The 25144-nt window shown below is 70.6% G+C and carries 22 protein-coding genes; 12 read left to right on the top strand and 10 right to left on the bottom strand.

Annotated features, from left to right (window positions below; genetic code table 11):
• Positions 1–175 precede the first annotated feature (175 nt).
• The 5 genes from OG230_RS34080 (at position 176) to OG230_RS34060 (ending at position 7978) form a co-directional block, all read left to right on the top strand.
• Positions 176–2077 (top strand): RiPP maturation radical SAM C-methyltransferase, encoded by a 1902-nt coding sequence (locus tag OG230_RS34080; RefSeq protein ID WP_328907619.1) that lies wholly within the window; start codon positions 176–178, stop codon positions 2075–2077.
• Between the two features lie 35 nt (positions 2078–2112).
• Complete coding sequence (locus OG230_RS34075; RefSeq protein ID WP_328907618.1) at positions 2113–2772, top strand: DUF5825 family protein; 660 nt, start codon at positions 2113–2115, stop codon at positions 2770–2772.
• A gap of 177 nt (positions 2773–2949) precedes the next feature.
• Positions 2950–3315 (top strand): DUF3592 domain-containing protein, encoded by a 366-nt coding sequence (locus tag OG230_RS34070; RefSeq protein ID WP_443051450.1) that lies wholly within the window; start codon positions 2950–2952, stop codon positions 3313–3315.
• 97 nt (positions 3316–3412) lie between these two features.
• Complete coding sequence (locus OG230_RS34065) at positions 3413–4204, top strand: DUF6461 domain-containing protein (protein WP_328907616.1); 792 nt, start codon at positions 3413–3415, stop codon at positions 4202–4204.
• 498 nt (positions 4205–4702) lie between these two features.
• A complete protein-coding gene (locus tag OG230_RS34060; protein ID WP_328907615.1) occupies positions 4703–7978 on the top strand; it encodes a S8 family peptidase in 3276 nt (1091 codons plus the stop codon).
• A gap of 99 nt (positions 7979–8077) precedes the next feature.
• Here OG230_RS34060 and OG230_RS34055 read toward each other — a convergent pair whose 3' ends face one another.
• From OG230_RS34055 to OG230_RS34030, 6 genes are all read right to left on the bottom strand, one after another.
• Positions 8078–8935 (bottom strand): ABC transporter ATP-binding protein, encoded by an 858-nt coding sequence (locus OG230_RS34055; RefSeq protein WP_328907614.1) that lies wholly within the window; start codon positions 8933–8935, stop codon positions 8078–8080.
• A complete protein-coding gene (locus OG230_RS34050) occupies positions 8932–9936 on the bottom strand; it encodes an ABC transporter ATP-binding protein (protein ID WP_328907613.1) in 1005 nt (334 codons plus the stop codon). Before OG230_RS34050 ends, OG230_RS34055 begins: the two co-directional genes overlap by 4 nt.
• On the bottom strand, positions 9936–10799 hold the full coding sequence (locus OG230_RS34045) for an ABC transporter permease (protein WP_328907612.1): 864 nt from the start codon (positions 10797–10799) through the stop codon (positions 9936–9938). Before OG230_RS34045 ends, OG230_RS34050 begins: the two co-directional genes overlap by 1 nt.
• Entirely contained in the window at positions 10796–11764 is a 969-nt protein-coding gene (locus tag OG230_RS34040) for an ABC transporter permease (protein WP_328907611.1), read from the bottom strand. Before OG230_RS34040 ends, OG230_RS34045 begins: the two co-directional genes overlap by 4 nt.
• Positions 11761–13392 carry an ABC transporter substrate-binding protein gene (locus OG230_RS34035; protein WP_328907610.1) on the bottom strand — a complete coding sequence of 544 codons (1632 nt, stop codon included), beginning with the start codon at positions 13390–13392 and terminating at the stop codon, positions 11761–11763. Before OG230_RS34035 ends, OG230_RS34040 begins: the two co-directional genes overlap by 4 nt.
• 102 nt (positions 13393–13494) lie before the next feature.
• Positions 13495–15192, bottom strand: coding sequence for an amidohydrolase (locus OG230_RS34030; protein WP_328907609.1), 1698 nt, complete (start codon positions 15190–15192; stop codon positions 13495–13497).
• 128 nt (positions 15193–15320) lie between these two features.
• Between OG230_RS34030 and OG230_RS34025 the strand changes: the two genes are divergently transcribed.
• Positions 15321–16016, top strand: coding sequence for a TetR/AcrR family transcriptional regulator (locus OG230_RS34025; protein ID WP_328907608.1), 696 nt, complete (start codon positions 15321–15323; stop codon positions 16014–16016).
• 124 nt (positions 16017–16140) lie between these two features.
• Here the strand turns inward: OG230_RS34025 and OG230_RS34020 are convergent, their stop codons facing one another.
• Positions 16141–17109, bottom strand: a complete 969-nt coding sequence (locus OG230_RS34020) for a helix-turn-helix transcriptional regulator (protein WP_328907607.1) — start codon at positions 17107–17109, stop codon at positions 16141–16143.
• Between the two features lie 63 nt (positions 17110–17172).
• Here OG230_RS34020 and OG230_RS34015 point away from each other — a divergent pair, with 63 nt between their 5' ends.
• The gene (locus OG230_RS34015) at positions 17173–18318 is read left to right on the top strand and encodes an epoxide hydrolase family protein (protein ID WP_328907606.1); all 1146 of its coding nucleotides are present in this window, start codon (positions 17173–17175) and stop codon (positions 18316–18318) included.
• Between the two features lie 75 nt (positions 18319–18393).
• Here the strand turns inward: OG230_RS34015 and OG230_RS34010 are convergent, their stop codons facing one another.
• Positions 18394–18957 (bottom strand): cysteine hydrolase family protein, encoded by a 564-nt coding sequence (locus OG230_RS34010; RefSeq protein WP_328907605.1) that lies wholly within the window; start codon positions 18955–18957, stop codon positions 18394–18396.
• A gap of 234 nt (positions 18958–19191) precedes the next feature.
• Between OG230_RS34010 and OG230_RS34005 the strand changes: the two genes are divergently transcribed.
• The 3 genes from OG230_RS34005 to OG230_RS33995 all read left to right on the top strand — a co-directional run bounded on the left by OG230_RS34005 (position 19192) and on the right by OG230_RS33995 (position 20927).
• The gene (locus OG230_RS34005) at positions 19192–20076 is read left to right on the top strand and encodes an intradiol ring-cleavage dioxygenase (RefSeq protein WP_328907604.1); all 885 of its coding nucleotides are present in this window, start codon (positions 19192–19194) and stop codon (positions 20074–20076) included.
• A 98-nt stretch (positions 20077–20174) separates the two neighbouring features.
• The gene (locus OG230_RS34000; RefSeq protein ID WP_328907603.1) at positions 20175–20453 is read left to right on the top strand and encodes a hypothetical protein; all 279 of its coding nucleotides are present in this window, start codon (positions 20175–20177) and stop codon (positions 20451–20453) included.
• Positions 20454–20549: 96 nt separating this feature from the next.
• The gene (locus OG230_RS33995; RefSeq protein WP_328907602.1) at positions 20550–20927 is read left to right on the top strand and encodes a hypothetical protein; all 378 of its coding nucleotides are present in this window, start codon (positions 20550–20552) and stop codon (positions 20925–20927) included.
• 200 nt (positions 20928–21127) lie between these two features.
• Here the strand turns inward: OG230_RS33995 and OG230_RS33990 are convergent, their stop codons facing one another.
• Complete coding sequence (locus OG230_RS33990) at positions 21128–21349, bottom strand: hypothetical protein (RefSeq protein WP_328907601.1); 222 nt, start codon at positions 21347–21349, stop codon at positions 21128–21130.
• A 305-nt stretch (positions 21350–21654) separates the two neighbouring features.
• Between OG230_RS33990 and OG230_RS33985 the strand changes: the two genes are divergently transcribed.
• Complete coding sequence (locus OG230_RS33985) at positions 21655–22449, top strand: peptidoglycan-binding protein (RefSeq protein WP_328907600.1); 795 nt, start codon at positions 21655–21657, stop codon at positions 22447–22449.
• Entirely contained in the window at positions 22446–23351 is a 906-nt protein-coding gene (locus OG230_RS33980) for a DUF2690 domain-containing protein (protein WP_328907599.1), read from the top strand. The genes OG230_RS33985 and OG230_RS33980 overlap by 4 nt, the downstream gene beginning before the upstream one ends.
• A gap of 5 nt (positions 23352–23356) precedes the next feature.
• Here the strand turns inward: OG230_RS33980 and selB are convergent, their stop codons facing one another.
• On the bottom strand, positions 23357–25144 hold the full coding sequence (selB, locus tag OG230_RS33975; RefSeq protein ID WP_328907598.1) for a selenocysteine-specific translation elongation factor: 1788 nt from the start codon (positions 25142–25144) through the stop codon (positions 23357–23359).

Genomic DNA, 25144 nt, shown 5'->3' with positions numbered 1-25144 from the left:
GTCGTCGTCTACCTCCGCTCCGCGGAGGAGATGGAGAACGAGGACAAGTAGCACCAGGGGGCCGGCCTCGCACTCCGTGCGCGACCGGCCCCCGACCAGACCGGACCGGATTCCCGGCCGGATGCCCGACAGATCACTGACTCCGCCCACTGATCACAATGAGAAGAGGCCAGCCATGCGCGTACTCCTGGTGAACATGCCCTGGGCCCCGATCGATCTCCCGTCGCTGGCTCTCGGAATTCTCAAGCGCAGTGTCGACGAGCGTGTCCCGGGCGCAACGGCAGACGTTCTCCACGCCAATATCGAATACGTGGACTGGACCACCAAGAACACCGAATTCGACCTGGAGGACTACTCCTACTACGCGCTCGGTTCCTATTTCCTGGGCTGCGGTGACTGGGTGTTCTCCTCCGCTCTTTACGACGACCCCCAGTGGCGGGTTCCCGAGTTCACCGAGGCAATGAGCAGCCGGGTGCGCGGGGCTCGAATGGAGATGACGAAGGCGCTGCACGTGACCGCACCCGATTTCGTCCAGCACATCGCCGAGCGCATCGTCGAACTCGCTCCGGACGTGGTCGGTTTCACCTCGACGTTCCAGCAGAACACCGCCGCCCTGGCGGCTGCCAAGTACGTCAAGCGCCTCGCCCCGCACATCGCGACGGCCATGGGCGGCGCCAACTGCGACGGCAAGCAGGGCGAGACCGTCCACCGCAACTTCCCCTTCGTCGACTACGTCCTGCGCGGGGAGGGCGAGGTGTCGTTCCCCGCGCTGCTCAGGGCGCTGGACGCCGACGAGCCGCTGTCCGACGTACCCGGGCTGTGCTGGCGCGACGCGGACGGCGCCTCCGTGGTCAATGCCATGAGCACCAAACCTCTGCCGCCCGCCTCGATCCTGCCGCCGGACTACTCCGGGTACTTCGAGCGGCTCGCCTCCTCCCACGCGCGCCACTGGGTCGAGCCCAAGCTGGTGGTCGAGGGCGCGCGGGGCTGCTGGTGGGGCGAGAAGCACCACTGCACCTTCTGCGGGCTGAACGGTTCGTTCATGCAGTTCCGCAGCAAGAGCCCGGACGTGTTCTACGACGAGATCATCGAACTGGCCCGCAAACACCGGGTCCTGGACATGTACGTCGTCGACAACATCCTCGACATGGGCTACGTGAACACGGTGCTGCCGCGCATCATCGACAGCGGGTTCGACCTGCGGATGCACATCGAGATCAAGTCCAACATGCGCCAGGGGCAGCTCCAGACCCTCGCCGACGCGGGCCTGATCTTCGTCCAGCCGGGCATCGAGAGCCTCAACAGCCGGGTGCTGACGCTGATGGACAAGGGTGTGACCGGCGGCCAGAACGTCCGGATGCTCCGGGACGCCGCCACCGTCGGCCTCTCGGTGGCCTGGAACTACCTGCACGGCTTTCCCGGCGAGGACGTCGAGGACTACGACGACGTGGTGGCCCAACTGGCCGCGCTGGAGCACCTCAACCCGCCCGTGGGCCCGTCCTCCCGGATCGCGATCGAGCGGTTCAGCCCCTACTTCAACAACCCCGGGCTCGGCTTCTCCGAACTGCGCGCCGCCGAACCGTACCGGCTCACGTACGACCTCCCGGACGCCGAGATGTTCGACCTCGCCTATGTCTTCGACGTGCCGCCGCGCGGGATCGGCGAGGACGTCGTCGACCGCCTCAACGAGGCCATTGTGCACTGGAAGCGGAACTACTCCGGCAGCCGTCTCACCCACTGCGACCTGGAAGACCGGATCGTCCTGGTCAGCAAGCGCCGGGCCTTCGACTGGACGCACCTGGAACTGACCGACCCGTTCGAGCTGGCCCTGTTCCGACTGCTCGACCAGCCGCACACGGTGAAGGCGGCCGCCCGCAAGCTGGACGAGGACCACCACGTGGGCGAGGACGCACTGCGGCAGGTACTGACGCGGTGGCGGGCGCTCGGCCTGGTCTTCGAGGACAGCGGGCAGTTCGTCCAGATCGCGCCGCCGGCGCTCAACGAGGAGTTCCTGCGGATCGACTTCATGCGGCACACCTCCGCCCGCGACACCGAACTCGCCGCGACGACCGCCTGACCACCCCGCGACGACCGCTCGACGGAGAGACGACGATGACTCCAGCACTCACCGGCACCGCCCCTTTCACCGTGACCGCCTCACGGGACTACGACCCCGAGGTGGGCACGCTGCCCAGCATGTCCCTGGGTCGCTACGAGATCGACATCACCGGCGGCGAGGCCGCCCGGCGGCTCTTCGCCGCCGGGGCCCGGCACGTCACGCTCCCCCGCCCGGTCGACGTGACGGACCCCGCCGACGCGGCCTGGTCGGTCCGGGCGCTCAGCTTCGTCGGCGACCTGTCCAGCCTGGCCATCTCGGTCGACTGGCAGCTCCACACCGGCCCCGACCCGGACGCCTGGCGCCACTACAGCCATCTCCACCCGCCGACCGCCGTCCTCGGCACCGCCGACCCGGCCGCGGCGGCGCTCGCGTGGCGCAACGCCTACTACATCTGCAAATGCGTCTTCCGGCACGGCCCGGGGTTCATCCAGGTACGCGACCGGCGCTACGGCGAGCTGCGCCGCTTCACCATCGACGAACCGGAGTACCACGACGCCATCGGGGCCCTCACCGACGGCGCCCGCGCCGACGCGATCCCGCGACCGATTTTGGACGACCTCATGGGCGAGACCCTCGTCCTGCGTCTCGGCGACCACCTGTGGTGGGCCCCGTACCGGGTCCGTCGCTGGTCGGAGGCACCGCTGGTGATCTGATCCCCCCGGGGCGGACGCACGGCGTCGGCGCGTCTGGGATAGCGTCCCTCACTCCGGACAAGTGAGAGGGACGCTGTGCAGGTTCAGGTGCGTGGGCGGGGGGCCCGGCAGTGGTTCTCGATCGGGGCGATCGCGTTCGGGTCGTTGTTCTTGGTCGTCGGGTTGATCCTGGCGGGGGTGTCGGTCTCCTTCCTGGCGAACGCGGAGCGCGCCCCGGGCACCGTGGTGTCGCTGGAGTGGCGGAACGACGACAACGGCGTTTCCCGCAAGAAGCGGGGCAACGACAAGCCTGCGGCGTACCCGGTGGTCGAGTTCACGTCGGCGGACGGCACCCCGAGGACGTTCCGGAGCTCTACGGGTTCCAACCCACCGTCGTACGAGGAGGGCGAGCGGGTCGAGGTGCTGTACCGCGCCAACTCCCCCGAGGACGCGCGGATCAAGGGGTTCGCCTCGCTGTGGCTGCTGCCGCTGATCTTCGGCGGGATCGGCCTGGTGATCGCGGGGGTCGGTACGGGCGTTGCGCTGGCAGGGCGGCGTTCCTAGGGAGTGTTCGGGTGCCGGCTGCACGCCGACGCGGGTGATCTGCAAGCGGGCCGTGCGGGTCGGGGGGATGTCAGTGGTGGCGGGCAGACTGCGGTGCATGCCTTCGGTGACCGCAGATGACTACGCCTGGATTCGTTTCTCCCCGCTGTTCCGCGACGCGATCAGGGGCGGATACGGCCTGACGCTGGTCCGGGGCGTCACCCCCGACGACGCACTGCGTGCGATGGGCGCGGAGCCCCGGGGCAGGTGCGCGGGAGTGGACGCGCTGATCGAGCGGCACGCGGACCTGCGCGACGCGACGGACTACTGGGACGACTCCTTCATCGCGGGCGCCTTCACGGTGCCGGGTTCGGGCGGCGAGTGGACGCTCGTCCTGCAGTTCGACGGTGGTGTGGGGATGCAACCGCGCTTCCTGGAGGCCCTGTCGGTGGACGGACGGGCCGTGACGCACTCCTCCAACGGGGGCGCACCCATCGACCTGTTCCACTGGTACGAGGCCGGTGGGCTTCGGACCACCTTCGAACGGTCCACCGACAGATATGGCAGCACCCCCGACGACCTGGTCCCCGTGATGCGTGAGATCGGTTTCGACCTCACCGGGAACGAGTGCAGAACCGAGACCAAGGCGGCGGTCCTCGCCCTGACCGAGCGGCTGACCGGCGTACGGCTCACGGAGGATCTCCTCAAGGACGCCGAGTACTACTTGGGGCATGTGCCGGAGGAGCCCGCCGAGGAGTGGAGCAAGGTCGTCATCGACATCACCGACGCGAACGGGGAACGGTTCTACAAGGAAGTCACCCGTGAGGAGGCCGAGGCCGCCTCGGTACGCGCCCGCGAGGAGGCCGAGGCGCCGATCGTCGTCCTCGGGCCGTCGTCGCCCCATCCCTGAATCTCATCTCAGCGAGCCCATCCTCCTGTTCACCTGAACAGCACGGCACGGGCATGCCCAAGCGACGACCCCGGCCGCCCCCCACAGGGAGCCGGGGCCGTCGCGTTCTCGGGCCTGCTTCACGAGCACACCTGGGCTGAGTGACACACGAGAACCACAAGCCGTGCCCGTCGGCTTCGGCGCGCAGATCGCGTGGCCTGGTATGCCCTCCCCGTGAAGTACCCGGCCGGAGAAAGTCTCGGGGATCGGACACCCCCTCGGCGAGGTCCCGTCCGGGCGGATGGGCGCCATGTCACAAAGTCGCCAGCAGCCGGGGCGAGTTGCGCGTCGCCACGACTCAGGAAGGCTTGGAGGCCCCCGCGCGGCCCCGGGGCACGGTCCAGTGGTAACTGCGCTGTAACGGCCTCCACCTAGGTTGCGGCGTGCCGCGTCGCCCACCCGCTGCTGTTGCGGACGTGGCCGATGGGCTTCCCGTACCGCCTCTGGAGGAGCACGCCCATGCACCCGCCTCGATCGCCCCGGCGTACATCCGCCGTGTGGGCCGCCGCACTCACTGCGGCGGCCGTCGTCATCGGCCCGTCGCCCGCTCTCGCCCTGGCGCCCCTTGCCGACGCGGGCACCCCCTCTGCCGACGGAGCGCGCGCCTTCCTGAACGACGGCGCGATCACCGTGGACGACACGCCCTGCGGGGGAACCCGGACCATGTCGGAGGGTCGTTCGGTCACCCTCGTCACCGGGGACACGGTGACGGTCCTGCCCGCGGCGGGCCCCTGCGGCAAGGAGCTGACCTCGATCGAGCCCGCCGAGGGCCGGGAGGGCGTGCCGTACGCGACCCTGCGTGGAAAGGACGGTCACGTCTCCGTCGTCCCCGCCGACGCTCAGCCCCTCCTCGCCGCAGGACGTGTGGATCCTCGACTCTTCGACGTGACCGGGCTGCTGGGCATGAAGTACGGCGACGACGAACGCCGCACGCTCCCCCTGATCGCCGACGGCGCACCCCGGAGCAGCCCGGCTGCCGCCCGCTCACTGCCCACCTTGGGTTTCACCGCGGGCGCGGTCGCCAAGCCGGATCTCGGCCAGGTGTGGAAGGACACCCTCGCGGACGACGACAGCCGGCTGTGGCTCGACGGCCGCCGCAAGGCACTCGACGAGACCAGCACCCGGCAGATCGGCGCGCCGCACGCCTGGTCCAAGGGCCTTACGGGCAAGGGCGTCACGGTAGCCGTGCTCGATTCGGGGGCAGACGCGAACCACCCCGACCTCGCGGGCGCCATCTCCGTGTCGAAGGACTTCACCGGCACCGGTGAAGGGGACGGAAACGGCCACGGAACCCATGTCGCCGCCACCGTCGCCGGCCGTGGGTCCGCCTACCCCGGGGCGGCGCCCGGCGCCTCCCTGGCCATCGGCAAGGTCCTCGACTCGGCAGGCCGGGGCTCCGATTCCAGTGTCCTCGCCGGAATGGAGTGGGCCGCGAAGGACGTCCACGCCGATGTGGTCAGCATGAGCCTCGGCGGCACCGACACCCAGGGCACCGACCCTCTCGAAGCGGCCGTCGACACGCTGTCCGCCACCACCGGAACCCTCTTCGTCATCGCGGCAGGGAACAGCGGTGCGGCCCGCACCATCAGCTCACCCGGCAGCGCCGACGCCGCGCTCACCGTCGGCGCGGTCGACTCGACGGGCGCCCTCGCAAGCTTCTCCAGCCGTGGCCCGCGCACCGGCGACTACGGCGTGAAGCCCGAGATCGCCGCGCCCGGCGTCGACATCACCGCAGCCGCCCCGGGCGGCGGATACGCCACGATGTCCGGTACGTCGATGGCCACCCCGCACGTCGCGGGCGCCGCCGCGATCCTCGCCCAGCAGCACCCCGACTGGACCGGGCAGCAGCTCAAGGACGCACTCGTGGGCTCGGCGTCCGGCGACGCGGCGACCGCCTTCGAAACCGGTGCGGGACAGCTCGACGTCGCCGCGGCCGTGGACGCCACCGTCACGGCGTCCCCCAGCAACACCAGCACCGAGGTGCCGTACGGCACGGAGAAGGCGAGCCGCACGGTCACCTATCGCAATGACGGCGACCGTGACGTCACCCTCGCCCTGGCCGAGGACGCCGACGCCCTGTACCTCGACCGCCGGTCCCTGCGGGTCCCCGCGCACGGCACCGCCTCCGTCGACCTGCGGATCGGCGGCGCCGACCCCGGCTCGTACGCAGGGGTGCTGACGGCGCGGGCCGCAGGGGGCGGGACCGTGCGAACGGTGGTCGGCGCCTACATCGAGCCCGAGGCCGGTGATCTCACCGTGCGCTTCATCGGCTTCGACGGGCAGCCGCTGCCGGGCCAGGAGTGGCAGATCGTCAACATGCGAACAGGTGAGGCGGATTACGTCGTCGCCCCCGAGGGAACGGCAACGGTTCATCTTCCGGCCGGCGAGTACACCATGCCGGTGTACGCACGAACGAAGACGACCGATGGCAAGGCGGTCGCCGTCATGGCGAACGTCCCGGTGACGGTGCGTGCGGGCGCGCAGACCGTCACGGTCGACGCCCGCGAGACACGCAAGCTGGACGCGGTCCTCGACGACGACCCCGCCGCCAAGCTCGACTTCCAGGCTCTCGACCTGGAGCGCGGCATCGGTGGAATCAGTGTCAACTGGTCGACCGGAGTGTCCCCTTCGACCGTGACCATGGTCCCACCCGCGCAGGCCGCGGGGCTGAGCTACCGCCATCACGCGGTCTTCGTCCCCAGCAAGACCAGCCCCACCAAGAACTGGCGCGCCGACACCGTCGACGTCCGGACCGGTGAGGTGCCCGCCGAGCAGACGCACCACGCCTCGCTCGCCGCTCTGACCTCCGTGCGCACCGTCTACCGGTCCCAGGCCTACACCGGCAACAACCAGGCCGTGATCCGCATGGCGCCGCTCTATCCGGGAGAGGGCGGTGTGCGACTGCGGCAGACCGTCACCCCGCCCGCCGCGGTCACCACGCACTACGTCGAGAACGCCGTGCCCGGACTGACGTGGGTGCGTCAGATCGGCTGGACCGGACTGACCGGTGGTGGCTTCGCCATGACCGAAACCCGCGCGCTGGCCGACGGTGAGGAGGACACCTTCGGCGCCTCCGCACTGGGCCCGGTGGTCGCCGCCGGTGAGGCGGTCCGCGAGGGCGACGCCATGCGCATCCGTCTCGGCAACCTGCTCGCCGACCCGGTGGCGGGACACAGGGGCGGCACCGAGAGCACCGGAACCCTGACTCTCGACCGGGGTACCGACCGGCTCGCGACCGGCCCCGTCGGCTCGACGGGCGCCGCTCTCACCGCTGAGGCGTCCGCCGGCCGGGCCACGTACCGCCTCACCCTCGATCAGTCACGCAGCGGCTGGATCCTGCCGACGAGTGCCCGGGTCACCACGGAGTGGACCTTCCGTTCCGGGCACACCGGCCAGGTCCGGGAACTTCCGCTGACCAGCCTGCGGATCGAGCCGGGCGGCCTCGACGGGGGTAACGGGACCCCGTACGGCAGTGAACTCCCGGTCGTCGTCAGGGCGGAGAGCCCGGACGGCGGCCCGCAGGTGACGGAAGTGACCTCGGAGGCCAGCTTCGACGGGGGCACGACATGGGTGGCCACTCCCCTCTCCCGCGGCCCCGGCGGGAGCTGGGCAGGCACACTCGTCAACCCGGAGTCCGGCCCGGAGCGCGGCGGCGCCGCACTGCGTGTGACGGCGCGCGACGCGGAAGGGGGCACGGTCACTCAGACCGTGCTCAACGCCTACCGGTTCCGCTGAGTCCACATGCCTGATACCGGGCCCCGGAAGCTTCGGGGCCCGGTGTCAGAGGACTGAGGTCAAGGTGCCGCGCCCGGTGGCCAGGGCGCGGCGGGCCCGTCAGCCGTTGCCTCCCGCCGCCAGAGGGTCGAGCTCCCTGCGCCGCCGGCTGATGGAGTCGGGGTCCCAGTCCGGCCGGGGGACCGACGCCAACAGGAGCTTTGTGTAGGGGTGTCCGGGGTCGGCGAGCAGATCCGCGACGGGGCGGTGTTCCATCGTGCGGCCCCGGTAGAGAACGAGCGCCTCGTCGCACACGTACCGCACGACGGCCAGGTCGTGGCTAACGAAGACCAGGCCGATGCCGGTGTCGCGGCGGATGTCCGACAGCAGGTTGAGCACCTGGGCCTGGACGGAGACGTCGAGCGCGGACACCGCCTCGTCGAGTACGAGGACGGCCGGTCCGACGGCCAACGCGCGTGCGATGGCCGCGCGTTGGCGCTGGCCGCCGGAGAGTTTGCGCGGCAGCGCCGCCGCCTCGCGATCGCCGAGGCCGACCTGGGCGAGGAGTTCCCGCACCCGTGCGGCCCGGGCCGCGGGATCGGCGAGGCCGTGCAGGCGCAGCGCCCCGTCGATGGTGGCGCCGATACTGATGCGCGCGTCCAGCGAGAGGTACGGGTCCTGAAAGACGATCTGCACGGCCTTGGCACGGGCGAGGCGGGCCGCCTTGCCGCGTACGGTCGGGGCCAGCGGTTCGCCTTGGACGAGGATCTGTCCGGCGTCGGGGCGTTCGAGGCCGATCAGCATGCGGGCCGTGGTCGTCTTGCCGGAGCCCGACTCCCCCACGATGCCGAGGGCGCCGCCGGCCCGCAGCGAGAACGACAGGTCGTCGACGGCGACGACCTCCGTCTTTCCCGTCCGGTAGGTCTTGCGCAGACCGCTGACCTGAAGCAGTGTGCGGGCCCCGGTTTCGACGGTCAACTTCCCTCCCCTGTAGCTGGGTTGTCCATTGAGGTGAGCGACTCCCCTGCGAGGTGGCAGGCCACCAGGGCCCCGCCGTGCCGCTCCAGCGGCGGCGGTGACTGGTCACAGACTCCGGGCCGGGCGAAGCGGCAGCGCGCCGCGAAGGAGCAGCCGGGTGCGGACTCCAGCAGCCCCATGGGGGAGCCGGGAATCGGGGTGAGCCGGGCGGGCGGTCCGTCCGGGGCGTGGAGCGGCGGAGACGAGCCGAGCAGCCCCGCGGTATAGGGGTGCCGGGGCGTCTCGAAGAGCTGGGCGGTGGGTGCCGTCTCGACGATCCGGCCCGCGTACATCACGTAGATCCGGTCGCAGGCGGCAGCCGCCAGTTCGATGTCGTGCGTGATGAGGAGCATGCCCAGGCCGTGTTCACGCTGCAACCGCCCGAGGATGGCCATGATCTCGGCCTGGGTGGAGACGTCCAGCGCGGTGGTGGGCTCGTCGCAGAGCAGCAGCCGGGGTTCGCCGGTGAGCGCTCCGGCGATCATGACGCGTTGCAGCATGCCGCCGGAGAGTTCGTGCGGGTACTGGCGCAGGTGCCGTTCGGGGTCCGGAAGGCCGACCGCGCCGAGCAGTTCGAGGGCGCGGGCGTTGGCGCGGCCCTTGGACCAGCCGCCGCTGACGCGCAACGACTCGGTGAGGAAGTCGCCGATGCGGCGCACCGGGTTGATGCCTGCCCGGGGGTCTTGGAAGATCATCGACGCGGTACCGGTACGGATCGCCCGCAGCCCCGCGGGGTCGACGCCCACCACCTCCGCCCCGTCGACGCGCACGTGCCCTTCGATGTCGGCACCCGCGGGGAACAGCCCGAGGGCCGACCGCGCGGTGACCGACTTCCCCGAACCGGATTCGCCGACCAGCGCGACGACTTCACCGGCCGAGACGGTCAGGTCGATGCCGTCGAGGACCGGTCGGGCCGTGCCGGGCAGGGTGATGCTCAGGTTCTCGTACTCCAGCAGCGCCATCAGGACTTCCTCCCCGCGAGCCGGTCGCCGAAGGTCTCCCCGACGATGTTGAAAGCGACGACGACCACCACGACGGCGAGCGCGGGAACGACCGCGGACAGCGGCCGGCCCTGCAGGACGGCGGCCTGGGACTGGTTGATCATGGCGCCCCAGTCGGGTGTCGGCGCCTGCACGCCCAGACCCAGGAAGGACAGGGCGGCGAGGTCGAGCAATGCGTAGCCGAAGTTGACCGTGGACTGGGCGAGCACGGTCGGGCCGATGTTCGGCAGCAGCCTGCGTACACCTACGTACAGCGCGGAGTGCCCCTGCACGCGGTAGGCCGCGATGTAGGGCCTGGCCTGTTCCTGCAGGGCGAGGCTGCGCACCAGGCGTGCGGTGTACGGCATGTAGGCCACGGACATGGCGATCACCGGTGCCGTCATCCCCTTGCCGAAGACCGCCACCGCGAGGATCGCGACGAGCAGCGCGGGGAAGGCGAAGACGACGTCGAGCAGCCGCCCGAGCAGGGTGTCGACCCAGCCACCCCGCCACGCCGCGAACAGCCCGACGGCGATGCCGACCAGGGTCGAGACCAGCACCACGAGCAGCGGCCCGACCAGACTCGTACGGCTTCCCTCGACGAGGGCCGAGAACGTGTCGTGCCCGCCCTGGTCGGTGCCCAGCCAGTGGTCGGCGCTCGGGCCGACGAGCCCCGTACCGAGCTCTCCGTACGTCGGGTCCTGCGGTGCCAGCCACGGCGCGAACACCGCGACCAGCACGAACAGAACGAGGAGGCCCAGACAGAGGTTTGGCAGCCAACCGCCGCCCAGGTTACGCAACTTGGCGATCGGGGTGCGGATCATTCCCGCCGTGGGGGCACTCATCGCGCACTCCCCGCTGCCGCGACCCGCGGATCGATGAGCGGATGCACCAGGTCCACCAGGAAGTTGACCACGACGAACGCGGCCACCACGAGCAGCACGATCGCCTGCACCACCTGGAAGTCCATCTGGTTGACCGATGTCACCAGCAGCGACCCCACGCCCGACATGCCGAACGCGGTCTCCACGATCGAGGTGCTCACCAGCATCCCTGAGATGAGGAGCGCGGAGACGGTGACGATCGGGCCCAGGGCGTTGCGCAGCACATGCCGCCGGATCACGGTCCACTGCGGGGTGCCGCGGCTCACCGCGACCTCGACGTGCTCACGGCCCATTTCCTCCAGCATCGACGAGCGGGTCACCCGCGTGACCATCGCCATGAACGTGACGGACAGGGCGATCGCCGGGAGCACGACGTGGTGCAGCCGGTCGAGGACGCCTTCGCCGTTCCCGATGGTCGGGAACCAGCCCAGCTTCACGCCGAACAGCGACCGGAGCAGCAGCGCGGCGACGAAGGCGGGGGCTGCTGCCCCCACCGTCACCAGCAGCATCACCATCGAGTCCGTGCGCGTGCCGCGGCGCAGCGCGCCGACGACGCCGGCCGCGACACCGACCACCGCGATCAGCAGGGCCGCGGCGGCGATCAGCACCAGCGTGGTCGGCAGCCGCGACCAGATGACCGAGCTGACGTCCTGGTGGAAGACGTAGGAGCGGCCGAAGTCGCCGTGCAGTACGCCGCCCAGCCAGTCCCAGTACCGGACGAAGAAGGGCTCGTCGAAGCCGTACCTGTGGCGGATCTGGGCGAGCTCCTCGGGGCCGGCGCTCCGGCCGCGGACCAGGAAGCTCGCCGGGTCGCCGGGCGCCAGGTACAGCGAGGAGAACACCAGGAACGAAGTGACCAGCAAGGTCGCCGCCATCCCGGCCAGGCGACGCGCGACCGCGAGCGCCCGTGTGTGCGTACGTCTCACTTCTTGGCCCCGATCTCAGCCGCCCACGGGTAGTAGAGGTAGGCGACGGACGGCTGGACGCCGGTGATCCGGTTGCCGAGGAAGACGCTCGTGGGCTGCGTGTACAGGGGCAGCCAGGGCAGTTCCCGCAGGGCGACCTTCTGCGCCTTCGCGGTGGCCTGGGCGCGCTCGGCGGGGTCATAGGTGCCCGCAGCGTCCTGGACCGCCTTGTCGAACTCCTTGTTCGTCCAGCCGCCGTAGTTGGCGAACATGCCGGTCTCCAGGGAGCCGTAAGCATCCAGCGGATCGGTGATCGACGTGTACCAGAAGGTGAGGAAGAGGTCGATGCCCTTGCGGGCGGCCGCGTCGGTGAAGAGGGTGGAGTACTTCTCCGGGGAGAGCGTCTCGATCCTGGGGTCGAGGCCGATGGCCTTTGCGGCCTGTTCGACGGCCTGCGCGACGATCGTCGTCTGCGAGTCGAGCGGGCTGGTCGCGATGACGATCCGCTGCCCCATCACCCCGGCCTTCTGCGCGATGTCCTTGGCCTTCGCCGGGTCGTACGGGTAGTGCGGCACGTCCTTGACGATGGCCTCGCGGCTCGCCGCGGGCGCCTGGTTCCACATGTTGTCGGTGACGAGGGAATCGGCGACCTCGCCGACCCCGCCGACGCCGGCCTTGACGATGCCTTTGCGGTCGATGGCCATGAGCAGGGCCTTGCGCACCTCGGCGTCACCGAGCGGGCCCTCGAGGTTGCTGACGATCTCTTCGGCGACGGTGCTGTTGACGCCGTAGTAGAGCTTGCCGGCGGTAGACGAGCCGAGCTGGTCGTAGGCGTCGGCGGGGACCATCCAGCCACCGTCCACCTCACCGCTCTGGAAGGCGTTGACGCGGGTGGTCGCATCGCTCAGGAAGACGAACTTGACCTGGCCGGCCTTGGGCTTCAGCTCGGTGTTCCAGTAGCCGTCGAACTTCTTCAGGGTGAGCGACTGGCCCGAGGCCCAGGACCCGAACGAGAACGGCCCCGTGCAGTTCACCCCGCCCTTGGGGCTGCCGTAGTCCAGGCCCGCCTCGGCGAGGGTCGCGGCCGACTCGATGGTTCCCGAGCTGGTGGCCATCTCCTGGTTGAAGACCGCGTCGGGCTTCGTCAGCCTGACGGTGACTTCCAGTGGCCCCGTCGTGTCGATCGACTTCACGTTGCGGAACGTGTTCTCCCACGCGCTGCCCACTTCGGGGTCCATGTGACGGCGCAGCGAAGCGACGACGTCGTCCGCGGTGAGCACCGTCCCGTCGTGGAAGTGCACGCCCGGACGGATCTTGTAGACCCAGGTGGTGGGGGTCGGATTGCTGTACGAGGACGCCAGGTTCGGTGACGTCGTCAGGTCCGGGTTCCAGCGCAGCAGACTCTCGCAGACGTTGGCGAGGATCTGGTTCGGCGGGTAGTCGTACGCGTAGACGTAGTCGAGCGAGGACGGCTCTGCGTAGATCGACCAGGTGAAGGAGTCGATGTCGCCCGCGGCGGCGGGCGTCTGCTTGGTGAGCTTGTACGAGGTGCTGCCGCCGGCGTCCTTGTCCGGGTGTGCCGTGCCGCTGCACGCACTGGTGATGAGCATGGCGCTCGCCGCGAGGAGGGTCCCTGCGGCACGCCGCATCGACCTCATCCGTGTCGGCCTTCTCGATCCTGCGCTCTGTGAGGACATCGCCTGTCTCCGTCCGGGGTGGGCTCGGTGAAGTGCATGGGGAGGGGAGATACGTCAGTCGGTCGCGGGCGCCGCGGGTCCGGGTGTGTCCGCGGCGAAGACAAGGCGGCCCTCGACATAGGTCCGGCGCACCCGGACGTCGCCGATCTCGTCGGCGGGCCGCGCGAACGGGTCGCGGTCGAGGACGACGAGGTCCGCGTACTTGCCCTCCTCGACCGTGCCGGTCACGTCGTCGAGGTGGTTCACCCAGGCGGTGCCCGCGGTGTACGCGGTGAGCGCCTCGGCCAGGGTCAGGGCCTGTTCGGGGTAGAACGGCGGGTACGTCGCGCCCTCGGGTAGCTCTCCCACGGGGGCGGCACGGTTGACCGCGACGTGGATGCCCCACAAGGGGTTGGGGCTGCTGACCGACCAGTCGCTGCCCGCGACGAGGTGCGCCCCGGCACGGCGCAGATCCCCGAACGGGTACTGCTGGGCGGCCCGTTCGGCCCCCAGGAACGGGATGGTCAGCTCGTCCATCTGCGGTTCGTGGGCGGCCCACAGCGCCTGGATGTTCGCGGCGACGCCGAGGTCCGCGAAGCGCGCGAGGTCATCGGGGTGGACGACCTGGAGGTGGGCCAGGTGGTGCCGGTGGTCGTTGGCGCCATTGGCGGCGCGGGCCGCACCGAGCGCGTCGAGTGCCTCGCGCACGGCACGGTCGCCGAGCGCGTGGAAATGGACCTGGAAGCCGGAGCGGTCGAGCGCGCACACCGCCTCGCGCAGCAGCCCGGGTTCGACGAAACTCAAGCCCGAGTTACCGGTCGGACAGCCGCAGCCGTCCAGATACGGCTCCAGCATCCCGGCGGTGAAGTTCTCCGCGACGCCGTCCTGCATGATCTTGACGCTGGTGGCCCTGAAGCGGCCCGCCTGCCCGATACGGCGGCGTTCCTCCAGCTCCGGAAGCTGCTCCAGACCACGCTTACGGTCCCACCACAGGGCACCGACGACCCGGGCGAGCAGCGAGCCTTCGCGGGCCGCGCGCAGATAGACGGGCAGGTTGTCCGAGTAGCCGGAGAAGGAGCCGATCATGGCGTCCTGCCACCCGGTCACCCCGAGGGAGAACAGGTACTCCTGCGCGGCGAGCAGTCCGGCATGCATCTCGTCCTCGGTCGCGACCGGAACATGACGGGCCACCAGCTCCACGGCGCCCTCGTGCAGGGTGCCGGCCGGGGTGCCGTCCGCCTCCCGCTCGATGCGGCCGTCGGCCGGGTCCGGGGTGTGCCGGTCGACGCCCGCGATCTCCAGCGCGCGGGAGTTGACCCAGGCACCGTGGCCGTCGGAGTTGATGAGCAGCACGGGCCGGTCCGGCACCACCGCGTCGAGCATGGAGCGCGTCGGCGTGCCGCCGGGGAAGCTGTCCATCCCCCAGCCGCCACCACGGATCCACGCGGAGTCCGGGTGCTCCTTCGCGTACCGGGCCACCACGGCGAGACATCCCTCGGCGGTGGTCTCGTCGCTCTGGTCGCAACCGAGCATCTGGGTTCCACCCATCACGGGATGGATGTGGGCGTCCTGGAATCCGGGGACGAGCAGGCCGCCCTCCAGATCGACGACCTCCGTACCGGCACCGGTCAGGGAGCGCACCGTACCCACGTCGGCGACGGCGACGATCCGGCCGCCCGCTACCGCGACGGCGGCGTCCACCGGGACGGGGCCCGCTCCGGTGAAGACCCGGCCTCCGACGAAGACGGTGTCGGCTTGGCTGCTGTGCGCCATCAATTCAACCTCCATCACGGCGGAGTGACCCGCCCGACGTGTTCGTTGAGGAGGAGTGAACGGCAGCGCAACAGCGCTGTCAACGGTGTTGCGCTCACTGGATCCCGGACCGTTACACTGGCCGCACCATGCCGAAGTCACCCGCCACCAAGTCCCGGAACAAACGCGCAGGCAGTCAGCTCACGCCCGACGCGATCATCGACGCGAGCCTTCGCATCGCCGAGCGCGGAAGCGAGGACGCCTTCACCGTCCGGCGCCTGGGTGAGGAGCTCGGCGCGGATCCGACCGCGATCTACCGGCACTTCCGCGACAAGGACGAGCTCCTGCTGTCGGTCGCGGACCGCACGCTCGGCGAGGCACTCGACGCCATCCCCGAGGGCCTCGACTGGAAGGGCCGCATCCGGGCACTCGCCGACGCCTCGCTCGCGGTCGCCCTCAAGTACCCGGTGGTGGGATCGGCCATGGCAAGCCGGACCACGCGCCGGACCAACGAGTTCCGGGTCGTCGAACTCATCCTCGGAGCGGTCCGCGAGGCCGGCCTGGAGGGCGCCGAGGCCACCGTCCATTACCGCATGATCGGGGACACACTCCTCGCGTACGTGGGTCAGCAGGCCGCGTTCCTCCTGTTCGACGCGGACGCCCGCGCAGCCGACGACTCCGCATGGAGCCGTGAGTACCGACTGGTCGACCCGCAGCACTTCCCGAACATCACCCGCCTCAGCGGCGAACTCGCCGAGGTGACGGACGAGCAGATCTTCGACGCCACGGTGGAGGCCCTGATCTCGGCCGTCGAAAGGCGCGCCGCGATCCTGCGGGTGTCCTAGGAGGGCTCTGTCAGCCGACGAACCGGACGGGCCGGGACCCTGGTGACGTGCTCCGAAAGGCGGCTCACCGGTCTGCGCGATGATCCGGACGAGACCGCCCGGGTTCGGGTGGCGTCTCGGCGTCTCAATGGGCGGGAGGCGTCGAGCGGGTGTACCGGTCTCCGAGCCGGCGCAGGTGGGTGACCAGTTCCGCGGGCTCGGTGACGTCGAAGTCGAAGTCGAGCATGCCCAGGTAGACGGCAAGGGTCTGCACCGTATCGGCACCGGTGATCAGGATGCAGCTGTCGGCATCCACAGCCTCGACCGTGCCGACCGCGGGGTTGATCCGCTCGATCACCGCCGTCGCCGGGGCATGGACGGTCACCCGCGCGTGGTAGCGCCAGGCAGCGCTCGACACCCGCAGGGAGACGTACGCCGCGGCGTCGCCGCCGGGCAGTTCGCGCGGGGAGAAGCGCGGGCCGGTCGGGGTGCGGGGCTCTATTCGGTCGATCCTGAAGGTCCGCCAGTCCTGGCGCTCGACGTCCCACGCCACCAGGTACCAGCGCCGGCCCCAGTTGACCGCCCGATACGGCTCGACCAGCCGGCGGGTGGTCGAGCCGGCATGGTTCAGGTAGTCGAAGCGCAGCCGTTCCCGGTCACGACAGGCCGACACCAGGGTGGTCAGCACATCCGCAGACACAGCCGGTGCCGGACGGTCCGCCGGCACGGCGACCGTGTACGCCTGAAGGGCGCGTACGCGTCGGCGCAGCCGCGGGGGCAGCACCTGCTCCAGCTTGGCCAGCGCCTGCAATGACGTCTCCTCGGTGCCAGGGACGGCGCCCTGCACAGCAGTGCGCAGGGCAATCGTCACGGCCACGGCTTCCTCGTCGTCGAGAAGCAACGGCGGCATCGCAGCCCCGGCGACCAGCCGGTAGCCGCCGGTGGCACCGCGTGTCGCGTCCACGGGGTAGCCGAGCTCGCGCAACCGGTCGATGTCGTTGCGGACGGTACGGCCACTCACCTCCAGGCGCTCGGCCAGTTCCGAACCCGGCCAAACGCGCGAGGTCTGCAGCAGAGAGAGCAGGCGCAGCAAACGTGCGGAGGTATCGAGCATGGAACCCAGCCTGTTGTGTGATTAGGAACGATGCGTGCCTATATCGAGGATACTGTTTTACCCATGGAGAACAGCAGCAGCACCGACGCCCGGATCCACCCGTTCCGCATCGACGTCCCGCAGGACGCGCTCGACGACCTCCAGGAGCGGCTGGCACGTACCCGCTGGGGCAGCGAGATCCCTGGCACCGGCTGGAGCCGGGGCGTGCCCACCGGCTACCTCAAGGACTTGGCCGCGTACTGGGCCGACGGTTTCGACTGGCGCAAGGCGGAGGCGGAGCTCAATGAGTTCCCCCAGTTCACGACCGAGATCGACGGTCAGAACATCCACTTCCTGCACGTCCGTTCGCAGAACCCGGCGGCCGTCCCGCTCCTGCTGCTGCATGACTGGCCCTGCTCGTTCGTACAGTTCGTCGAGGTCATCCAGCCGCTGACCAAGGACTTCCACGTCGTCGTGACCTCAACGCCCGGCACCGGCTTCTCCGGTCCGCTCGGCGAGGCCGGCTGGAACACCGGGCGCATCGCAGGCGCATTCGTCGAGCTGATGGACCGGCTCGACTACAGCTCCTACGGCGTTCAGGGAACGGGCGGCGGCGCCTGGATCGCTGCCGAGATGGGACGCCAGGCGCCCGACCGCGTCATCGGCATCCACGTCAACGGTCTGGTCACCTTCCCCTCCGGAGACCCTGCCGAACTCGACGGGCTGACCGAGTCCGAACAGGAGCGGCTGGCCCGTCTGGAGAACTTCCAGCAGGACAAGATGGGCTTCAACGCCATCCAGTCCACCCGCCCGCAGACCCTCGCCTACGGGCTGCACGACTCTCCGGTCGGCCAACTCGCCTGGATCGCGGAGAAGTTCAAGGAGTGGACGGACCCCGCCGCCGAACTCCCCGAGGACGCCGTGGGCCGCGACCGCCTGCTGACCAACATCAGCGTCTACTGGTTCAGCGGTACGGCCGGCTCCTCGGCAAACCTCTACTACGAGTCCGGCCACGACCCGAGCGCCTGGGCCCCGAAGCCGCGCGGCACGGTGCGGACCGGTGTGGCCGTCGCCCTGAAGACGGACATCGCCATCCGCCGCTTCGCCGAGCGGGATCACCACATCACCTACTGGAGCGAACTGGAGCACGGCGGCAACTTCCTCTCGCTGGAGCAGCCCGAGGCGTTCGTCACCGATGTCCGCGCCTTCTTCGGCACGCTCGGAGACTGACACCCCCGGTTGTGACTCCGCCGTCCTGAGGTGCTCGGCACGCAAACGGAGATTCACACGAGGGGCCGCCTCCCGCTATTGCCGCGCGACGGCCTTGAGCCAGTCCTCGACGGCGACGACGTCCGCCCACTGCGGGAAGAGCTTTTCGGTGAGGACCCGGTGCACCTCGGGGTCGGTGTCGAGGCAGCCGTCCGCCAGGACGGTGAGGCCGAAGTCCAGGTCGATGGCGGCCCACACAGTGGACAGCACCACGGCGCTGGTGGCGATGCCGGTGAGAACGAGGCTGTCGATATCGCGAGCCCTGAGTACCAGGTCGAGGTCGCTGCCCGAGAAGGCGCTCCCCCGCCTCTTGGTCACCACGACGTCGCCCTGCTGGGGCGCGATGTCGTCGTGGATCTCGGTACCGGGGGCACCCTCGGTGAACATGCCTGCCCGCACAGCGTTTGTGATCACCTTGTTCCGGGGGCTGACTTCCGGATCGCCCTGCCGAAACGCCATCACCACGTAGATCACGGGGATACCGGCAGCCCGTGCACCGTCGATCGCCCTGCGCAGGCGCGGCAGATATCCGGATCCGTCGTCGGCGATGGCCACGACGTCCCGTTGGACGTCCATCACCAGGAGTGCGCTCTTCGCCATGACTGCCGCCCTTCTCCGTCGGAAACCAAAAGCAAGTCTGGTGGATCGGCCGGACCGCGGTGGGGGTTTCGGAGATCTTGGTCAGCGCCGCGCAGCAGTGCGCCCATGAGGACCTCGTCCCGACGCTATTCTCGCGCTCGTGCCCACCGACCATCCGCCCCCTGTCACGCCTACGGGTCCGAGGAAGCCGGTCCACGCGGCATGGGCCGGCACCGAGCCCGCTGGGGGAAACGCATGACCGCCGAGCACTCCGTCGCCGACGACAAGGAGCAGGCGGTCACCGACGAGGTCCTCGCCAGCTTCGACGACACCGGCGACCCCCGCCTTCGCACGGTGATGCGGAGCCTGGTCCGGCACCTGCACGCCTTCGCCCGAGAGGTCCGGCTCACCGAACAGGAATGGAACGCGGCGATCGAGTTCCTCACCCGCGCCGGGCACATCACCGACGAGCGCCGCCAGGAGTTCGTCCTGCTGTCCGACGTCCTCGGACTGTCCACGCTGGCCGTCGCCATCAACGAGCCGAAGACGCGCGGCGCCACCGAAGGGACGGTGTTGGGGCCGTTCTTCGTCGAGGACTCCCCCGAGGTCCCGCTCGGTGGCGACATCGCACGCGGAGCGGTGGGGACGCCGTGCTACGTATCGGGCCACGTGCGGTGCCTGGACGGCACCCCGGTCAGCGGCGCGCGACTGGATGTGTGGGGAGCCGACGAGGACGGCTTCTACGACGTCCAGTACCCCGGCGACCGCTCCGCGGCGCGCGGCCGGCTGCGGACCGGGCCCGACGGGGCGTACCGCTTCTGGACGGTCCTGCCCACGCCGTATCCGATCCCGCACGACGGCCCGGTGGGCGATCTGCTCACGGCCGCCGGCCGCACGCCGATGCGGCCGGCTCACCTGCACTTCAAGGTCACCGCGCCGGGCCGCCGCGCCCTGGTCACCCACCTCTTCGTGGCAGGCGATCCCCACCTCGGCCGCGACGCGGTGTTCGGCGTGAAGGACAGCCTCGTCGTCGAAGCCGAGCATCACACCGCCGGCCCGGCACCTGACGGATCGCAGCCGCAGGGCACGTGGACGAGCATGAGTTTCGACCTCGTGCTCGTTCCCGACGAGGACAGTTGACGGCCTCCCGTGCGAAACCCCGGGCGACACGGCAGGCTGAACGGCGGGACGATCACGGACGGGCGCACGTTCGAGGATCTCCACGGAAAGGGAACGACATGAGCAGCGAAGCAGTGTCCATTCGCCGGTACCACGTGTTCGCTCGCGATCGGCTCGCCGTCGAAGTCGCCGGCAAGCCCGGGATACTCGTGAGCACCTCGGCGCCTCCGCCCCTGCCGGGTACGGGGCCGGTGACCCACCCGTTCGCGACGGCGAGCTTCCGGATGGCGGAGAACGAGGGCGAGCTCGGGCTGTTGCTGCGCAACGCCCCCGACCTCGACGCGTTCCTGGCCGCGGCGCGAAGCGCCGGCTATCGGGTCGAGCAGGTCGAGGAGTAGGGCCCGGCGCCGTGGCAACCGCCACGGCGTGCGTGTCGTACGTGGACGGTACGCTCTCGTCGCAGATCACAGACCGCCGATTCGATGAGGTGCCCCATGCTGAATGCCGTGACCACACGTTTTGTCGATGCGGCCACCGCGCTGCCACCGGAAGCGCTCGCGTCGGCGTTCGATCGAACGGTCGACCTCCGCACCGAAGGCGGCAGGGAGGCGAGCCAGGCTGCGGTGCCGTCCGCCTCCGAGAACTCCGAGCTCGAGCGCCGGATCCGCACGGCCCTCCTTTCCCGCGCCGACGAGCTCGACGCGCACCTGGAAGGGCTGCACTCCGACGCCTGGGCCGCGATCTCCACGGCGGCCCGAGCGATCCTGAAGCGACGGAATCTGACGGTGGGGCAGTTCGACGTGCTCGTCCAGCCGTTCGTCGGGAGTGGCGTGGAGCTTCCGCAGCACTCCACGCGCGAACCGGGAGCCTAGGACCTGTCGTCCGGATCATGCCGGGCTCGCGGGGTCCGGCACGCACATCTGCGGCGGTTGATCCGGTCGCAGGCATCGTCGGTTCAGCCCCACAGGCCGGGGCCACGTGTCAGTCTTTCCTGTTGTCCCAGGGATTCCCGATCCAGCTGTCGAACGAAGGGATCAGGGCACCGAGGGCGGCTCCGAGCCGCCAGTCCAGGTCAGGTGCGTTCACGTGGATCGTGTCGCCGGACGAGGGAGCGGGCACCGCTCTTCCGGGCGTCGAGGTAGGCAGATATGCCGCCCGGCGGCAATGCGCGTTCCACGTAGGCGACCGGCCGCGATGTCCCCGGCCCGTCGGAGAAGTCGATCCGGCAGTCGAACTCCCCGCCGGGAGCCGTCCTCAGCTTCCGAAGCGCTCGCAGGGTCAGCGTCCTGGTCACGTGATGGGCTCCTTCGCGCTCTTCCGTATCCAACGGTCGCCATGAAATGCAATCCAACGGTCGTCATGAACAGGGCTCCTCGGAGCGAGTGGCGTGGCGGACGGAACGCCACTGGTGCTGGGAAGCCCCAGTCGCTGACCTGCCGGGACGTCGGCCGCCGAGTCGGTACGGCGGGACGGCCCCGGGCGCGGGCGGCCGATTCCGGACGGAGCGGAGTCACCGTTCCGTGAGCGCCCTGATGATGCAGAATGTGGGCGGGACACGGGGGGACCGGATTTACGGTCCCCGACGCGGGCGGGGGAGTCATGTCGCGTTGGAAAGAGTTGCCCGCTGAACTGCATCCACACGTGCATCAGTTGATCGTGCGGTTGCGCAGGCTGAAGGACCGCGACGGACTGACCACACGTCAACTGGCCGCGAAGACCGGGTACAGCGCGAGGTCCTGGCAGCGGTATCTGAACGGCAGGTCGCTGCCGCCCCGTGAGGCCGTCGAGGCGATGGCCCGCATCAGCCGTGACGATGCGACCCGGCTGCTGGTGCTGCGGGAGATCGCCGCCGAACGCTGGGCGGAGGGACAGGTGATCACCACCGGTGACCCGGAGAGCGCCCCGGAGACACCGGTACCCGCGCCCACGGAGCAGTCGTACGGGCTCTACCCGCGCGCCCTCGTCGTGGCGGGGGCGGTGGCCCTGGCGCTGTCCGTGTCCGCTGCCGTCGTTCTGGGCGTCCGACTCGCCGACGCCCGCGCCGAGCTCGCGGACGAGCGCGCCGGCGCGGTCACGGCGCCCCCGGCCATCGTGTCGGAGTCCTTGGTTCCGGTCGTCTACACCTGTCGGCCGGAGCAGCGTGACGGCCGCTGGTACGCGGGCCACAGCCGCACCACCGACACCATCCTCGCGTACACCCACGTGGGGTCGGAGGTGGCCGAGGCACAGTGCCTGCTGCGCCGCGCGGGCATATCGCCGGGGGACATCGACGGCATCTTCGGCCCGCAGACGCAGCGCGCGGTCGAGCGCATCCAGAAACGGGACGGGCTGGTCGTGGACGGCGTCATCGGCCCGCACACCTGGAAGGCCCTGCGGGAGGCGGATCCGAAGTGACCGCGGAACACACCCGGTTGACGGCTGGGCTGCGGGAGTTGCGCGCCCGTACGGGTCTGAGCCTGGCGGCGCTGTCGGAGCGCACGGCGTACAGCAAGTCCTCGTGGGAGCGCTACCTCAACGGCAAGAGCCTGCCCCCTCGTCATGCCGTACGGGAACTGTGCCGGGTCGCGAACGAACCGGACGGGTGGCTGCTGGCCCTGTGGGAGATCGTCGAGTCGGAGTGGAGCGGGCGCGCGGCGGCCCCCGCCCCTGCAGCCGAAGAGCCGCCGGCACAGACACCGGAACCGCCCCGGCCCCCAGAGGCCGGGCGCCGGCTCGGCCGCCGGGGCAGGCTCATGGTGGTCCTGGCGTCGGCGTACGCCGTGATCGTCGGTGGTGTGGCGCTGGTGCTCTTCCTGCTGCCGGGCCTGGAGGCCGCGGAGGAGGATCCGCTGTCGGCCTCCGCCCCGCGCTCGCTCGCCCCCCAGTGTCACGGAGGCGCCTGCGAGGGCCTGGATCCGATGCGCATGGTCTGCGGCATCGACCCCGACACCCTCACCACGTATCGCACCACTACCGGCGCCCATGTGGAGCTGCGCTACAGCGAGAAGTGCGGCGCGAGCTGGGCCCGGGTGTGGCAGGCCCGGATCGGCGACCGGGTGGAGGTCACGTCGGCCGGCCCGACCCGTGAGGTTCGCGTCAAGGACGCCGCCGACGCGGAAACCTACGTGTACACCGAGATGACCGCGGCCCACCCCGGCAGCACCGTCCGGGCCTGCTTCCGGCCGGCGTCGGCCGACCGGGAACGGGAGTGCGTCGATGCCCGCGTGGGCGACGCCTCCCCCACGGCCCCACCACCCCTCACTCCAGTAGCGTCCGTTCCTCCTTCCACGGAGGCGAACACCTCGGCCGTCCGCTGAGAGCCTCAGGCCGGTGCGGTCACCGACGCAGACCCGCCGCGGGGCGCACACCGGCGGCGCTTGTCGGGAAGCAGGTGGGTGATGCCCTGACCGTCGCAGTGCTCCAGCAGGGGAACGGTGACGCGTCGAGTGGTGTCCAGAGCCCGGCTCGCCGTTCCTACGGTGAACGGCTGGTCGAGTTCGCCCAGCCGGTCGGCTGCCAGAAGGGGAGCGTCCGGCAGCAGGACCACGTGCTCCGCGAGCCGCAGGATCGCTCCGTGGCGGACGGCCGCGGCGAGTTCACGGCGGCCCAGGCCGAGTTCCGCGAGCCGCTGGGCGTGGGGGGCCGCGAAGGGCCGCCCTTCGAGCTCGGAGGTGAGCCTTCGGACCGCGTCCGCCACCACGGCGGGCTGTGTCGCGGGCCCGGCGGTCACGCGCCCGCGGCTCATCCGCAGGGGCGGCGTGACCAGTGCTTCCACGAGGGAGACGGCCGGCAGCCCCAGGCGATGCCGAGCGGCGTCCACCGGCATGCCCTCTTCGGTGGGCCGCTCACGGTGGTGAGCCGCGACCAGTTCGGCCAGGGAAGCGCGCAGGGCGGTCCAGTGGGCGGGGTCGGCGAGCCAGTCCCCCGCGACCGGCGTGGTGTGGACGGCCACCCCCATCGCGGTCAGGTCGGCGCGCCTGACCAGCAGCCTTCGCCGTAGCTCGGCCGCCTCCCCCGGAGTGCCGCGCACGTCGCCGAGCTCTGCCGCCCGCCGTGCGGCGGAGCCGCGACGCCGCAGTTCCGGTGGCTGGGGGTCGAGCACAGTCAGGCCGGCCAGCACACGCCGCAGACCGGGATCGCGCAGCACCGCGCGGTCACCGATGCGCAGCGGCAGCGGCTCCGGCAGGGTCAGCCGGACGGTGTCGGTGCCGAGCGGCCGTACGCGTACGGGCACGGCCGCCGAGCCGATGTGGGCGACGGCGGTACGGGGCAGCTCGGCGGCCGGTGTTCCGCCGTGGACGCGCACGTCGCAGCGCAGGCAGGGGAGGAAACTGTCGGGCGTGAGCAGGGCGTCGCCACGGCCGGTCGCCTCCTTGTCGAGGCCCCGGAGGTTGACGGCGACCCGGGCGGTGGCCCGCACCTCGCCCGTTTCCTCACCGAGGGCCTGCAGGGCCCTGACGCGCACGGGACGGCCCGAGCGGGCGGTCACCAGGGTGTCACCCCTGCGGATCCGCCCCGCGCCGAGCGTGCCGGTGACGACCAGTCCGCTGCCGCGCACGGTGAAGGACCGGTCGATCCACAGGCGCACCGGGGGGTCGGCGTCCCCGTCCGGCAGCCGCGCGGCCAGCCGGCCGAGGGCGGCGCGCAACGCGGCAAGGCCCGCGCCGGTGCGCGCGCTCACGGCCACGGTCTCGACGTCGCCGAGGGCGCTGGTCCGGATCCGCTCCCGTGCCTGCGTCGTGGCGGGGCCGGGGTCGGCCAGGTCGCAGCGGGTGACGGCGAGCAGTCCGTGCCGTACGCCGAGGGCGTCCACGGCGGCGAGGTGCTCGGCGGACTGCGGTTTCCAGCCCTCGTCGGCGGCGACGACGAACAGCACGGCGGGCACGGGGCCCACGCCGGCCAGCATGGTGGGGACGAACCTCTCGTGTCCCGGGACATCGACGAACGCAAGGCGTTCGCCCGACGGCAGGTCCGTCCATGCGAAGCCCAGGTCGATGGTCAGGCCACGGCGCCGCTCCTCCGCCAGCCGGTCGGGGTGGGTGCCGGTCAGTGCGTGGATCAGTGTGCTCTTGCCGTGGTCGACATGCCCTGCCGTCGCGATGACCCGCAT

It is taken from the genome of Streptomyces sp. NBC_00234 (genome assembly GCF_036195325.1).
In the GTDB taxonomy this organism is placed as follows: Bacteria; Actinomycetota; Actinomycetes; order Streptomycetales; family Streptomycetaceae; genus Streptomyces.
The sequence above is the reverse complement of the archived record's forward strand: the minus strand, read 5'-3'. Positions and strand labels throughout refer to the sequence as shown.

Bases quoted from the DNA above. Each gene is read 5' to 3' on its own strand.
- OG230_RS34065 (WP_328907616.1), top strand. From the start codon at position 3,413: ATGCCTTCGGTGACCGCAGATGACTACGCCTGGATTCGTTTCTCCCCG.
- OG230_RS34075 (WP_328907618.1), top strand. From the start codon at position 2,113: ATGACTCCAGCACTCACCGGCACCGCCCCTTTCACCGTGACCGCCTCA.
- OG230_RS34015 (WP_328907606.1), top strand. From the start codon at position 17,173: ATGGAGAACAGCAGCAGCACCGACGCCCGGATCCACCCGTTCCGCATC.
- OG230_RS34025 (WP_328907608.1), top strand. From the start codon at position 15,321: ATGCCGAAGTCACCCGCCACCAAGTCCCGGAACAAACGCGCAGGCAGT.
- OG230_RS34030 (WP_328907609.1), bottom strand. From the start codon at position 15,192: ATGGCGCACAGCAGCCAAGCCGACACCGTCTTCGTCGGAGGCCGGGTC.
- OG230_RS34080 (WP_328907619.1), top strand. From the start codon at position 176: ATGCGCGTACTCCTGGTGAACATGCCCTGGGCCCCGATCGATCTCCCG.
- OG230_RS34005 (WP_328907604.1), top strand. From the start codon at position 19,192: ATGACCGCCGAGCACTCCGTCGCCGACGACAAGGAGCAGGCGGTCACC.
- OG230_RS34000 (WP_328907603.1), top strand. From the start codon at position 20,175: ATGAGCAGCGAAGCAGTGTCCATTCGCCGGTACCACGTGTTCGCTCGC.
- OG230_RS34010 (WP_328907605.1), bottom strand. From the start codon at position 18,957: ATGGCGAAGAGCGCACTCCTGGTGATGGACGTCCAACGGGACGTCGTG.
- OG230_RS33985 (WP_328907600.1), top strand. From the start codon at position 21,655: ATGTCGCGTTGGAAAGAGTTGCCCGCTGAACTGCATCCACACGTGCAT.
- selB (WP_328907598.1), bottom strand. From the start codon at position 25,144: ATGCGGGTCATCGCGACGGCAGGGCATGTCGACCACGGCAAGAGCACA.
- OG230_RS34050 (WP_328907613.1), bottom strand. From the start codon at position 9,936: ATGGCGCTGCTGGAGTACGAGAACCTGAGCATCACCCTGCCCGGCACG.
- OG230_RS33995 (WP_328907602.1), top strand. From the start codon at position 20,550: ATGCTGAATGCCGTGACCACACGTTTTGTCGATGCGGCCACCGCGCTG.
- OG230_RS34060 (WP_328907615.1), top strand. From the start codon at position 4,703: ATGCACCCGCCTCGATCGCCCCGGCGTACATCCGCCGTGTGGGCCGCC.
- OG230_RS34020 (WP_328907607.1), bottom strand. From the start codon at position 17,109: ATGCTCGATACCTCCGCACGTTTGCTGCGCCTGCTCTCTCTGCTGCAG.
- OG230_RS34045 (WP_328907612.1), bottom strand. From the start codon at position 10,799: ATGAGTGCCCCCACGGCGGGAATGATCCGCACCCCGATCGCCAAGTTG.
- OG230_RS34035 (WP_328907610.1), bottom strand. From the start codon at position 13,392: ATGCGGCGTGCCGCAGGGACCCTCCTCGCGGCGAGCGCCATGCTCATC.